The following is a 12624-nucleotide window of genomic DNA, read 5'->3' as shown; positions in this document are numbered from 1 at the left end:
GTGCATCCTCCGGCATCGCCTGTGCAGGGGCAGACCACTATGACCGAACCGCTCAAGATCGCTGGCGCATCGGAGACGCCACTCAACTTGCAACGTACGGACTTTATCTCCGATCAGGAAGTCCGCTGGTGTCCGGGCTGTGGCGACTACTCGATTCTCTTTCAGGTGCAGTCGGTTCTTCCCAAGCTCAACATTCCCCGCGAAAACCTGGTGTTTGTCTCAGGTATCGGCTGTTCGAGCCGGTTTCCGTACTACATGAACACCTACGGTTTCCACACCATTCATGGGCGCGCGCCCACGGTGGCCACTGGTATCAAGCTGGCGAACCCGGACCTTTCGGTGTGGGTCATCACGGGGGATGGCGACGGTCTCTCCATCGGCGGCAACCACTTCATCCATGTCATGCGGCGCAACCTGGATGTCAACATTCTGTTGTTCAACAACCGCATTTATGGATTGACGAAAGGTCAGTACTCGCCTACGTCAGAGTTTGGTAAAAAAACCAAGTCCAGTCCCATGGGAAATATCGAGCGGCCCATCAATCCGCTCTGTGTTGCCATTGCTTCCGAGGCTACATTTGTCGCCCGTTCGATAGACGTGGATACCAAGCACCTGGCGGCCACCATTGAGCGGGCAGCGCGGCACAGGGGCGTGTCCTTTGTGGAGATTTACCAGAACTGCAACATCTTCAACGATGGGGCCTACAAGCCCATCAGCGACAAGGAAGTGCGGGCGGACAACATGCTCTACCTGGAGCATGGCAAGCCGATGATTTTTGGCAAGGACCGCAACAAGGGCATCCGGCTCAACGGCATCCGGCCCGAAGTCGTCACCATTGGGGAACATGGCGTGACGGTGGACGATTTGCTCGTCCATGACGAAAACGCGGAAGACCCGACGCTGGCCTACCTGCTCACTCAGATGAATTACCCGGAATTTCCCGTGCCGATGGGTGTGTTCCGAAGCGTATCCAGACCCACGTTCGAGGAACTGACTCAGCAACAAATCGAGATGGCCATGGCGCGGGGGAAAGGCAATCTGGAGCGGCTGCTTCACAGCGGCGACACCTGGGTGGTCGAATAATCCGGCCGTTTTATCCCAACCGGGCAGGCTTCGTCTGAAGTCTGTCCGGTTTTTTCATTTCCGGCCGGAGCGGAAAAAGGCATTGCTTTGCCGGCCGGCTGCGTGAACGATGTGAAAACTTTGAAACACAGCCTGCCCTGACCGCCAGAGCCGTGTTGCGGGATTGATATGTCGGGTGTTCTCAGGGCAGTCCCGAACCTGTCATGCAATCTTTCGGCTATTTTGGACCGTTTGGTGGCGTCTATGCGCCGGAAACCCTTATGCCGGCGCTGGAAGAACTGGAAGCCGCTTTTCTGGCCGCGCAGTCTGATAATGTTTTTCAAGAGACGTTCCGGGACCTTGCAACCGGTTTTCTGGGGCGCCCGACACCGCTGTTTTACGCCCGGAATCTTTCCCGTGAACTGGGTATCGGGCTGTACTTCAAACGCGAAGACCTGCTGCACGGCGGTGCGCACAAGACCAACAACGCCCTTGGCCAGGCACTGCTGGCGAAGCAGATGGGCAAAACGCGCCTGATTGCCGAGACCGGCGCCGGGCAGCATGGTGTGGCCACGGCCATGGCCGGGGCGCTGCTGGGGCTGCGTACCGAAGTCTATATGGGCGAAGTGGATATGGCCCGGCAGCAGCCGAACGTCTTTCGCATGCAGGTGCTGGGGGCGACGGTTCATGCCGTCCGTACCGGCGGGCGTACGCTCAAGGACGCCATCAACGATGCCCTGCGGGACTGGATGACCAACGTCCGCACCACGCATTACGTGCTGGGAACGGCCGCCGGGCCGCATCCCTTTCCAACCATGGTCAAGTACTTCCAGCGGGTCATTGGCGATGAGGCCCGGGCGCAGATGCTGGAACAAACCGGCCGTCTGCCGGATGTCGTCGTGGCCTGTGTCGGTGGCGGCTCGAATGCCATCGGGATGTTCACGGCCTTTCTGGAGGATGCGGAGGTGCAACTCGTGGGGGTCGAGCCGGGGGGGCGGGGGCTGGATACGGATGCCCACGGGGCCGTTCTGGCCCGGGGGACACCCGGCACGCTGCACGGCATGCGCAGTTACGTGCTTCAGGACGGAGACGGCCAGATTTATGAAACCCACAGTATCTCGGCCGGGCTGGACTATCCTTCCGTCGGGCCCGAGCATGCCTATCTGAAAAGTATCGGGCGGGTGCAGTACGACGTGGCCACCGACGACGAAGCCATCGCCGCCTTTCACCATCTGTCACGGTGTGAAGGGATCATTCCGGCGCTGGAGCCGGCCCATGCCGTTGCCTGGGTACGGCGTCAGGCGCGTCACTATCCGCCGGGGACAACCATCCTGCTCAACCTCTGCGGGCGCGGCGACAAGGACCTGCAAACCGTGATGCAGTATGCCGCCGGGGGAAGCGCCTGACGGGCGCGGGGGTGTACGGGCCAATCTCAACGCTCCCGGAAGGGACATGGGAGAGGCGATGAGCAACGTATCTGTTCCGAAGCCGGTGGCCGCTCCTGTCGTCGAGTTGCGTGGGGTCGGTCTGGTACGGGCCGGGGTGCCGGTGCTTGACGGCATTGATCTGGCGGTGGCGTCGGGGGAGGTGTTCATGCTGCTCGGCGCTTCGGGGAGCGGAAAGACCTCGCTGCTCAAGCTCGTCAACCGCCTGCTTGAGCCAACCTCCGGCGAGGTGCGGGTGGCCGGGCAGGCGGTAACGGCGTGGGAGGTCATCCAACTGCGCCGTCGGATGGGGTATGTCATGCAGGATGCGGGGCTGTTTCCGCACCTGACGGTGGAGCGCAATGTCGGGCTGCTGCTGGAGTTGTCCGGTTGGACGCCGGAGCGGCGACGGGCGCGGGTGGTGGAACTGCTGGACAGCGTCGGTTTGCCGGCCGGGACGTATGCCGGCCGGTTTCCGTCCGAACTGTCGGGCGGCGAGCGGCAGCGGGTGGGGCTGGCGCGGGCGCTGGCGCTCGATCCTGACCTTCTGCTGCTGGATGAGCCGTTTGGGGCGCTCGATCCGGTTGTGCGTTCCCGGCTGCAACAGGAGTTTGCGGAACTGGTCGCCCGGCTGGGAAAAACGGCGTTGTTCGTCACCCACGATCTACGGGAGGCGCTGCGGGTGGGGACGCGCATCGGGCTGCTGGTCGGCGGGCGGCTGGTGGCGGATGCGCCGCCAGAGACCTTTCTGAAGCTGGACTGCCCGGCGGTGCGCGAATACGTACAGGCGGCGCGCTTCTGAAGCCGGGTGGGTTGTCCATCACACGCATGACGTGGCTACAGTTCATTCTGGAAGAGCGGGCCATCTGGTTGGCCGCCTGGCGGGAGCACGTGCTGCTCGTTCTGGTGGCGACGGTGCTGGCGCTGGCCGTCGGGCTGCCGCTGGGGATTGCGGCGGCCTATCTGCCGCGTGTGCGGGGGGTGGTGTTTGCCGTGGTCAATGCCGTGCAGACGGTGCCGAGCCTGGCCCTGTTTGGGCTGCTGCTGCCGTTGCCGTGGCTGGGCGGTATCGGTGCGCGCACGGCGATTGTGGCCCTGACGCTGTACGCGCTGCTGCCCATCGTACGCAACACGGCCACGGGGATTCTGGGAATTGAACCAAGCGTACGGGAGGCGGCTGCAGCCCTTGGGCTGACGCCGTGGCAGCGGCTGCGCTACGTGGAGTTGCCGCTGGCGACGAACGTCATTCTGGCCGGGGTACGGGTGTCCGTCGTGCTGTCGGTCGGCACGGCCACGATTGCGGCGGCCATTGGAGCTGGTGGGTTGGGGACGCTCATTTTTCGCGGGCTGCGGCAAAACGACAACCGCCTGCTGGTGGTCGGCGGGGCCCTGGCGGCGCTGCTGGCGCTGCTGGTGGATGTCATCTTTGCGGCTTTCGAGCGCCATGCACCGCGGGCGGCTCCACGTCTGGTACGGGTCCGCCGTCTGGCGGCGGCGGCTGGACTGGTCGTGCTGTTGCTACCGGTGCTGTGGAGTTACCGGGTAGGCGCCGGGCCGGTGACGCCGGTGGGACGGCCGGTGGTCGTCGGCTCAAAGGACTTCACCGAGTCGGTCATTCTGGCGGAAGTGCTGGCGCAGGCGCTGGAGGCGCGGGGGGTGGCTGTGGAGCGCCGGTATGAGCTGGGTGGCAACCTGGCGCATACGTCCCTGCTGGCAGGGGCGGTGGATGTCTATCCCGAATACACCGGCACGGCCTGGACGGCCATTCTGGGGCAACGTCCGCTGACCGATCCACAGCGCGTCTATACGGAAGTCCGGCAGACGTATGCCGCGCGTTTTGGGTTGGTGGTCGGGCCGCCACTGGGCTTTCGCAATGACTTTGCCATTCTCGTCCGTCGCCAGACGGCCGTGGAGTACGGTCTGCGGACCATTTCTGATGCGGCGCGGGCGCCGCTGCGGTGGCGGGCCGGCTTTGGGCAGGATTTTATGTCGCGCGCTGATGGGTACGCGGGGTTTTGTGCAACGTATGGCTTTGATTTTCAGTCGCCGCGGGAAATGGACCTCGCGCTGACCTACCGGGCGCTGGCGGCCGGCGAGCTGGACATCATTGCCGGCAATGCAACGGATGGCCTCATCGCGGCGCTTGATCTGGTCGCACTGGAAGATGACCGGCACTATTTTCCGCCCTACCAGGCCGTCTATGTCGTACGTCAGGCGGCATGGTCCGAAGTGCCAGCGCTTGCCGAAGTGGTGTCGTCGTTGGCGGGGGCCATTTCGACGACAACGATGCAGCGGATGAACTACGCCGTGGATGGTGAAAAACGCACGCCACGTGAAGTTGCGGCTGATTTCTGGGCAGCTTATCGGAAGAATGCGTCTGCTTCAACCGGCGGCTGCCCGCTTTTGGGGATGCTGAGATCACCAGTCCCAAACAATAAAGGAACTCAGCTAAACATAACTTGCAACCGGTCAGAGCAATGATCAAAAGTCCGTTACGCTATCCCGGCGGAAAGTCACGCGCGGTACAGCGCCTGCTCACTCTTGTTCCAGAGACATTTGATGAATATCGCGAACCATTTGTTGGCGGAGGATCTTTCTTTGTTTATTTGAGACAAAAACATCCCGAAGTCAGCATGTGGATCAATGATCTCAATACTGAACTATTCTGTTTCTGGAAGTGCGCTCAGGAAGACTCTGTGAAATTGGCGGATGAGATTATGAGGTTAAAGCTGGAGAGAGCAGACGGTAGAGAATTGTTTCATGATTTGCTTAGTATGGACACGTCGAAAATAAATGACTTTGAGCGGGTAGTAAGGTTTTTTGTTCTTAACCGGATTACGTTTTCCGGGGTGGCAGAAGCGGGAGGTTATTCGGAAGGAGCATTCGTTGGAAGATTTACCAAGTCTTCAATAGAAAGGGTTGCTTGGCTCGGAAAAATCCTGGAAGGCATCAGGATTACGAATATGGACTATAAGGAGTTGTTGAAAGACGGCGACAGCACGGTATTTACCGAAAAAACGCCGTAAAGCTCTGCACTTTAGGGCAGGGATATAAGGCGCACGCTGTTTTATCAAGCCAAACCTGTGATAAAATAGCAGTATGAGAGTCATGGAAGCCAAGCTACTCAACGGGACAGCAGAGCAGTATCAGGCTCTGGATGAAGCCATCCGTACCGCACAGTTTGTCAGAAACAAATGTGTGCGGTACTGGATGGACAACAAGAGTGTAAACAAAGCTGTTCTCTATGCCCACTGCAAAGACCTGGCCAAAGAGTTTGACTTTGCCAGGAAGTTAAACTCAGCGGCAAGGCAGGCAAGTGCAGAGCGAGCTTGGGCTTCCATTTCCCGGTTCCATACCAACTGCAGAAACAAGGCGGTCAAGAAAGGGTATCCCAAGTTCAAGAAGCATTGCCGTTCTGTGGAATACAAGGTATCTGGCTGGAAGCTGTCAGGAGATGGAATGTCTATCACCTTCACTGATGGCTTCAATGCTGGCTCGTTTGCTCTGTACTGCAATGGTGAAGCAAGACGGTTGATTCTTGAATCCAAAATCAATCGGGTGCGGGTGATACGCAGGGCAGATGGATACTATGCCCAGTTCTGCTTGGATGTGGAGCGCAAAGAGCGGGGAGCATACACAGGCAATGTGATTGGCATTGACTTGGGCTTGAAGGCTTTCTACACCGACCAGAACGGCAACCCTGTACAGTATCCTAAGTTTTTGAGGCGTAGTGAAAGGAGGTTAAAGCAACACCAGCGCAGATTAAGTCGGAAGTTCAAGAAGAGGGCAAAATCCCAATCTAAGAACTACCACAAGCAAAGAAAGCGACTAGGCAAAGTGCATCTGAAAGTCCAACGCCAGCGTAAAGACTGGGCAATTAAGCAGGCACGGTGCGTGGTGGCATCTCACGATGTCGTGGCGTATGAAGACTTGCAGGTGAAGAACCTGGTCAAAAATCATCATCTTGCCAAATCCATTCATGATGCTGGCTGGTCTCAATTCACTGCGTGGCTGGACTACTACGGCAAGGTGTGGGACAAGGCAGTCGTCAGCGTACCGCCGCAGTACACCACACAGGACTGTAGTAACTGTGGCATTATGGTAGTAAAAACCCTATCCACCAGAACCCATAGTTGTCCTCAATGTGGATTTGAATCAGACAGAGACCAGAATGCGGCTTTGAACATCCTCAAGAAGGGACTAAGCATCTTGGGAATGGAGTGGCAAAACAGTACCTTTGGGCAAAAGGGAACTGCCTCGACAGAGGGAACGCTTGGGGAGAGATGCACCGCTGCTTTAGAGGGGCAACCTGATGAAGTAAGTGCGCTCGCAGAACCAGGAACAAGAATCCCCTGCCTTTAGGCAGGGGAGTATGTCAAAAGCAGGGAAAAGCCGAGAAGGGAGCCGAGCTGTTTATCTCCAATTATCTACTCTCTACGAATGACGACATGCGCGTGCAGTGCAATAAGTACATCCAGCCTGCGTTGTGGCGATAGCGGCGTGTCCTTGCTTTATCAAACCGGTTTGCCGGTTGCACGGGTCATCTTATTGCGCGAATTTTCCCGGACACACAGCAACGCTTGTCATCACGCTGATCTTGCTCGTTGCATCCGTTACCGCAGCGCCGTCTCACGCTCCAGCAGCATGTGAGCGCAGGACGACCACACAGTGCCCTTATCAGCAACCCCAATCCTTGAAGAATGGTTCGCAGGACAAGTACAGGTCAGGGAAAGATGGGGGGGCACGTCACCGCCGAGACCCTTGGCGGTAGAGAATAACGACGACTTCACGCCCGCCGAAGGCTGTCTCGGCCACGGCCATTGCCGCAAACCGGAATCCTTCACGCCCGGCTTCCGCGAGTTCCTTCTGCATGGTCGAGGTTCGGCTGGTCGCCAGCAGTTTGTATTCCAGCGGCGCGTCGGCGGTGGAGGAACGCTCCAGAATGACCACCACTTCCCGGCCGCCGAACGCCGTCTCAAAGATGGTTTTGCCACGAACGTAAAATCCGCGTCGTCCGGCCTGCTGGAGTTCCTTCTGCATGGTTGAAGTCCGGTTGGTGGCCAGCAGTTTGTACTCGAATTCGGTTCCCAGCGGGGCCGTACGCGACATGATGACGACGCATTCGTTGCCGCCAAAGGCAGTCTCCCCGCCCATGACGCCCTCGAAACGAAAACCCTCCCGGGCCGCTTCATTCATCTCCCGTTCCATCGTCGAGGTTTTTGACGTGGCCAGGAGGCGGTATTCAATGTTTTGGTCAGAAGCCGCCGCGTGTTCCGGGTTCCGTGTCGTTTGCGCCCAAGCCGGGGTGGTGATGCTCAGACTGAAAAACAACAACAGACCAAGCAGTGATTTGACAGGCACAGGGTATGCTCTCCGGGAATTGTGAATATGAGTGTGGTTGATCGTCTGGATAAGATGCCGACCGTTCGGGGTCAAGCCCAAAATTGAAAGGGCGTGGGCAAAAAACATCCCACGTTGCCTTTCGGGCTGAAGCGTCCAGGGGGTTGTCGCAAACGACAGAAAACCGGCTCAGGTTTCACCGGTGGTTTTGGCCGGTTGTTCCGTGGGGTCGGCCTTGTCTCTGGCGGGCGACCGGTCGCGCCAGACCCGCCCCAGGGCTTTCCACCGGCCGGCAAGGCCGTGCCAGAAACGGGTGGCGGCGAGGTCGTCAAAGATGGAATAGGCCACCGGCGTGACCAGCAGCGTCAGCAGCAGGGAGAGACTCTGTCCGCCAATGACCACCAAGGCAATCGAGCGCCGTTCTTCCGCCCCCGGCCCCGTGCCGATGGCCAGCGGAAGCATCCCGGCCACCAACGCCAGGGTCGTCATCAGGATGGGACGCAGCCGGTTCTGATTCGCCTGCACAATCGCCGTCTGACGTTCCAACCCCTGCGCCCGAAGCACATTCATCTGGTCAATCTGCAGGATGGAGTTTTTCTTGACGACGCCAAACAACACCAGAATCCCCAGCGCCGAATACAGGTTGAGCGTGTCGTTGGTCAGCCACAGGGAGAGCAGGGCAAAGGGCGCCGACAGCGGCAGACTCAACAGAATCGTGACCGGATGGATGAGGCTCTCAAACTGGGAAGCCAGAATCATGTACATAAACACCACCGAGAGCAGAAAGGCAAAGATGAACTCGGTGAAGGTGCGTTCGAGTTCGCGCCCACGCCCTGAAACCGCATAGGTGTAAGCTGTGGGCAAGTTCATCTCTGCAACGGCTTTCTTGAGTGCCTCCAGCCGGTCGGCAAGGGCATAGCCCGGGCCGACGCCGCCCCGCAGCGATACCTGCCGCTGCCGGTCCAGACGGTCAATGCGTGACGGGCTGGTTTCCTCCGTAATCGTGACCAGGTTGCTCAGGGGAACAAGTCCGCCCCGCGATGAGGGCACGTACAGGCGCAGGATGGCTTCCCGGTCGTTGCGCTGGCCGTTGACCAGCCGGATTTGCACGTCGTAATCCTCGTTGAGCGCCACATCCCGGTAGCGGGAAACCCGGTCATCGCCCCCGACCATGAGCCGCAGACTCGTGGCAATGTCGGCTGTCTCCACGCCCAGGTCAGCCGCCCGCTGGCGGTCAATCACCACGCGCAGTTCCGGCTTGTCCAGCTTCAGCGTCGTGTCGGTATCCACGATGCCTCCCAACTGTATGGCTTTTTCCCGGAGCTGTTCGCCATAGCGCGCCAGCGCCACCAGATCGGGGCCACGCAGGACGAAATCAATCTCAAAGTTTCCGCCGCCGATATTGAATGAGGTGGCATTGCGCAGGCTGACGCGAAAGGGGGCGTACTTGCGCATTTTGGCGCGCAGGGTCTGCATCAGCTCGCGCTGCGTGAAGTTGCCTTTGAAGGCATCGAGCGGGCGTCCCCGCCAGGTTTCCCGCCACAGGCGCGTCAGGGAAAAGGTCCGCACGTCATGTGGCACCATGCGGACGTACAGGTTGCCTTGGTTCACCCCGCCCAGAAACGAGCCGCCAGCCGTGGCCAGCACCAGTGCCACGCCCGGCGTCGTCCGCACGTCCTGTTCGATGGCGCGCATGGTCTCATCCATGGCCGCCAGACTCGTGCCTTCCGGGCCGTTCACGTTCATTTCAAACTCCGACTCATCCACATTCGACGGCGTGTATTCCTGCCGGACAGCCTGGTACAGCGGCACCCCGGAAGCCATGACGAGCAGGGCCAGCAGGGAAACTGCCATGCGATGCCGCAGGGAGAGCCGCAGCAGCGCCAGGTAGGCGCGCTCGATAAGGCCGTAGAAACCGCGTCGGGAGGCCGCCGGCCGGTGCGCCGAGCCGTGCTGGGCCGCCGCGTCCGCCGCCCGGAGCAGCCGTGAACTCATCATCGGCGTCAGGGTGAAGGACACCAGCAGCGAAACGAGAATGGCAACGGCCGCCGTCAGGCCGAACTGATACAGGAAGCGGCCCGAAATCGAGGACATAAACGACACCGGCAGGAAGATGACGACCAGTGAAAGCGTGGTGGCCAGCACGGCCAGTCCAATCTCGGCCGTCGCTTCCCGGGCCGCAGCCATTGGCGGCAGTCCCTTTTCCTCGATGAAGCGAAAGATGTTTTCCAGTACCACGATGGCATCGTCAATGACGACCCCGACCATGAGCACCAGCGCCAGCATTGTGACGCCGTTGAGGGTAAAGCCCAGCGCCCACATCATGCCGTAGGTTGAAATCACCGAAGCCGGAATGGCGACGCCGGCGATGATGGTCGAGCGCCACGAACGCATAAAGAGCAGCACGGCCAGACAGGCCAGCAGACTGCCCAGCACCAGGTGGGTCTGAATCTCGTGCAGCGCCGCTTCGATATACCGTGACTGATCGCGGATGATTTCCAGCCGGACATCCCCCGGAAGCTGCCCCGCCACACGCTCCAGTTCCTGCTTGACGTTGTTGATGACCTCGACCGTGTTGGCGCCGGACTGTCGCCGGATGTCGAGCGTGACGGTCGGCGTGCCATTCAGCCGCGCCAGTGACCGCGGTTCCTTCGTTCCGTCTTCGACGTAGCCGATGTCGTGAACGTAGATGGGCCGGCCGTTGAGCAGGGCCACGGTCAGGTTCTCGAAGTCGCGCGGGTCGGTGTAGCGCCCCAGCGTGCGGAGCGTCATTTCGCGTTTGCCGGCATCCACATTGCCGCCGGGAATGTCCGCGTTCTGGCGCTGGATGGCCTGGCGCACCTGGGTGATGGGAATCCGGTAGGCGGCGAGACGTTCCGGTTCAACCCAGACGTTGATGGCGCGGTTGAGACCACCAATGATGCGGACCTCCCCGACGCCCCCGGCGCGTTCGAGGCGGATTTTCACGATTTTGTCCGCCAGTTCGGTCAGTTCCCGAAGCGGACGGTCAGCCGACAGGGCAATGGAGAGCACCGGTGTGCTGTCGTTGTCGAACTTCTGCACCACGGGCGGCAGGGCATCCACGGGCAGGTCGCGCAGAACGGCATTGATCCGGTCCCGCACATCCTGCGTCGCGGTTTCGATGTCCCGGTTGAGCTTGAACGTCACCAGCACCAGTGAGATACCGGGGCCGGAAACCGACCGGAGCTGGTCAATACCGTCCACCGTGTTGACGGCCTCTTCAATCCTCTGTGAAATCTCGGTTTCGACTTCTTCCGGCGAAGCGCCAGGCAGCGCCGTGCGGATAGTGACGGTCGGCAGGTCAACCGAAGGAAAGCGGTCCACACCGAGCCGGAAGTAGCCGGCCAGCCCGACAACGACCAGCGACAGGATGAGCATGGCCGCAAAAACCGGGCGGCGAATACAGATTTCGGCAAGTTTCTGCATGATGTTTCGTCCAGAAGCGCCTGTTCCGGGAAGCCGGGGCGCCAGTTCAGTCCGCGATAACGACCGGGTGTCCGGTTTGCAGGTTGCCCGGATCGAGGATGACCTCATCGCCGACCTGCACGCCCTTCACGATTTCGACCCATTCCGCCGTCCGGCGTCCGAGCGTGACCGGTCGTTCCAGCGCCTTGCCGTCCCGGATGGTCAGTACCTTGTCAATCCCGGCAAAGGTCACGATGGCGCGCGGAGAAACGGTCACGGCCGTTTCGCGGTCGTTGGTGACGATCTCGGCCCGGGCAAAGGACCCCGGCTTGAGGGACCCGTCGTGGCTGACTTCCGCTTCGATGATGAGAATCCGGTTCTGCTCCAGCAGCGCCGGACTCAACCGTTTGACGATGCCGGTGTAGGCTTTGTCACTGCCTTCGACGGTGACGCGCACCTTCTGGTTGGGTTTGATCTGATAGGCTTCACGTTCAGGAATTTCGACCCGCAGCCGCAGGGGATTGAGTTTGAGAATGGTGGCCACGGGCGAGCCGGCGGCCAGAAACTCCCCGATGTTGCCAAGGCGTTCCTGCACGACCCCGCCAAAGGGGGCCAGCACGGCGGTGTCATCCAACTGCTGCTGGGCGATGGCCAGTTCCGACCGCCGCTGGGCCAGGATGCCCAGCCGGTTGTTGATTTCCTCCAGCGCGTCCTGGTAGCGGCTGAGCGCGACCTTGTAGGCCGCATCGGCGGCGTCGAACTGTGACCGCGAGATGATGCCCTGATCGAGCAGCGCGTGGAAGCGGTCGCGCTCCACCTGCGCCTGTTCGAGAACGGCCCTGGCCTGGCGGACCAGGCCGGTCTGCTCCGGGTCAACCCGGTCACTGCTGCCCTCGGCCGGCAGCCCCAACCGGGCGCGGGCCTGGGCGAGCGCCGCCGCCGCCTGCTGGACGCGGAGACGGTAATCGTCGGGTTCGATCTGGGCCACAAGCTGCCCCGGTCGGACGGTGGTTCCCAGATCAACGGGAATGGACTGGAGCCGTCCGGGAACCTTGACGCGCAGGGTGGCCTGCTCCAGGGGGGCCAGCGTGCCCAGCGCCGTGACAACATGTTCGACCTGTGTTCTGGTTACTGGCGTCGTTTTGACGCGCCGGACTTCAGGTGTCGGACTCGCGTCGCCCCGGGCCGCCCGGGCCAGATCACGCTGGCAGGCCAGATTGCCGGCGACGCCGAACAGCACGGCAACGGAGAACATCCCCATGCCGAGCCTGTGTGCGATGGTGGTAGTCATGTCGGTTGGCCTCATGGCCGGTTGGGCGTGCAGACGGTACAACGCCGCCGTTTCGTCTGCCGCCGGGATGATAAACGCAAA

At 60.7% G+C, this 12624-nt stretch carries 9 protein-coding genes; 6 read left to right on the top strand and 3 right to left on the bottom strand.

The window, feature by feature from the left end; translation table 11 throughout:
- Window positions 1-39: 39 nt before the first annotated feature.
- From CABTHER_RS12720 to CABTHER_RS12695, 6 genes are all read left to right on the top strand, one after another.
- Window positions 40-1083, top strand: a complete 1044-nt coding sequence (locus CABTHER_RS12720; RefSeq protein WP_014101066.1) for a 2-oxoacid:ferredoxin oxidoreductase subunit beta — start codon at window positions 40-42, stop codon at window positions 1081-1083.
- 203 nt (window positions 1084-1286) lie between these two features.
- Complete coding sequence (gene trpB / locus CABTHER_RS12715; RefSeq protein WP_014101065.1) at window positions 1287-2468, top strand: tryptophan synthase subunit beta; 1182 nt, start codon at window positions 1287-1289, stop codon at window positions 2466-2468.
- Between the two features lie 58 nt (window positions 2469-2526).
- Entirely contained in the window at window positions 2527-3288 is a 762-nt protein-coding gene (locus CABTHER_RS12710) for an ATP-binding cassette domain-containing protein (protein ID WP_041569978.1), read from the top strand.
- A gap of 26 nt (window positions 3289-3314) precedes the next feature.
- Window positions 3315-4967 carry a glycine betaine ABC transporter substrate-binding protein gene (locus CABTHER_RS12705; RefSeq protein ID WP_014101063.1) on the top strand — a complete coding sequence of 551 codons (1653 nt, stop codon included), beginning with the start codon at window positions 3315-3317 and terminating at the stop codon, window positions 4965-4967.
- Window positions 4964-5512: a DNA adenine methylase gene (locus CABTHER_RS12700; protein WP_148264108.1), complete on the top strand. Its 549-nt coding sequence runs from the start codon at window positions 4964-4966 to the stop codon at window positions 5510-5512. Before CABTHER_RS12705 ends, CABTHER_RS12700 begins: the two co-directional genes overlap by 4 nt.
- 73 nt (window positions 5513-5585) lie before the next feature.
- The gene (locus tag CABTHER_RS12695) at window positions 5586-6848 is read left to right on the top strand and encodes an RNA-guided endonuclease InsQ/TnpB family protein (protein ID WP_014101061.1); all 1263 of its coding nucleotides are present in this window, start codon (window positions 5586-5588) and stop codon (window positions 6846-6848) included.
- 384 nt (window positions 6849-7232) lie between these two features.
- Here the strand turns inward: CABTHER_RS12695 and CABTHER_RS12690 are convergent, their stop codons facing one another.
- The 3 genes from CABTHER_RS12690 to CABTHER_RS12680 all read right to left on the bottom strand — a co-directional run bounded on the left by CABTHER_RS12690 (window position 7233) and on the right by CABTHER_RS12680 (window position 12543).
- On the bottom strand, window positions 7233-7847 hold the full coding sequence (locus CABTHER_RS12690) for a hypothetical protein (RefSeq protein ID WP_014101060.1): 615 nt from the start codon (window positions 7845-7847) through the stop codon (window positions 7233-7235).
- A gap of 168 nt (window positions 7848-8015) precedes the next feature.
- Window positions 8016-11273: an efflux RND transporter permease subunit gene (locus CABTHER_RS12685; RefSeq protein WP_014101059.1), complete on the bottom strand. Its 3258-nt coding sequence runs from the start codon at window positions 11271-11273 to the stop codon at window positions 8016-8018.
- Between the two features lie 46 nt (window positions 11274-11319).
- Entirely contained in the window at window positions 11320-12543 is a 1224-nt protein-coding gene (locus tag CABTHER_RS12680; RefSeq protein WP_187288472.1) for an efflux RND transporter periplasmic adaptor subunit, read from the bottom strand.
- Window positions 12544-12624: the final 81 nt, after the last annotated feature.

The sequence above is a fragment of the Chloracidobacterium thermophilum B genome (assembly GCF_000226295.1).
GTDB classification, from domain to species: domain Bacteria; phylum Acidobacteriota; class Blastocatellia; order Chloracidobacteriales; family Chloracidobacteriaceae; genus Chloracidobacterium; species Chloracidobacterium thermophilum.
The sequence above is the reverse complement of the archived record's forward strand: the minus strand, read 5'-3'. Positions and strand labels throughout refer to the sequence as shown.

Excerpts from the sequence above, each read along its gene's own strand:
- CABTHER_RS12680 (WP_187288472.1), bottom strand. The coding sequence starts at position 12,543 with ATGACTACCACCATCGCACACAGGCTCGGCATGGGGATGTTCTCCGTT.
- CABTHER_RS12700 (WP_148264108.1), top strand. The coding sequence starts at position 4,964 with ATGATCAAAAGTCCGTTACGCTATCCCGGCGGAAAGTCACGCGCGGTA.
- CABTHER_RS12720 (WP_014101066.1), top strand. The coding sequence starts at position 40 with ATGACCGAACCGCTCAAGATCGCTGGCGCATCGGAGACGCCACTCAAC.
- CABTHER_RS12710 (WP_041569978.1), top strand. The coding sequence starts at position 2,527 with ATGAGCAACGTATCTGTTCCGAAGCCGGTGGCCGCTCCTGTCGTCGAG.
- trpB (WP_014101065.1), top strand. The coding sequence starts at position 1,287 with ATGCAATCTTTCGGCTATTTTGGACCGTTTGGTGGCGTCTATGCGCCG.
- CABTHER_RS12695 (WP_014101061.1), top strand. The coding sequence starts at position 5,586 with ATGAGAGTCATGGAAGCCAAGCTACTCAACGGGACAGCAGAGCAGTAT.
- CABTHER_RS12705 (WP_014101063.1), top strand. The coding sequence starts at position 3,315 with ATGACGTGGCTACAGTTCATTCTGGAAGAGCGGGCCATCTGGTTGGCC.
- CABTHER_RS12685 (WP_014101059.1), bottom strand. The coding sequence starts at position 11,273 with ATGCAGAAACTTGCCGAAATCTGTATTCGCCGCCCGGTTTTTGCGGCC.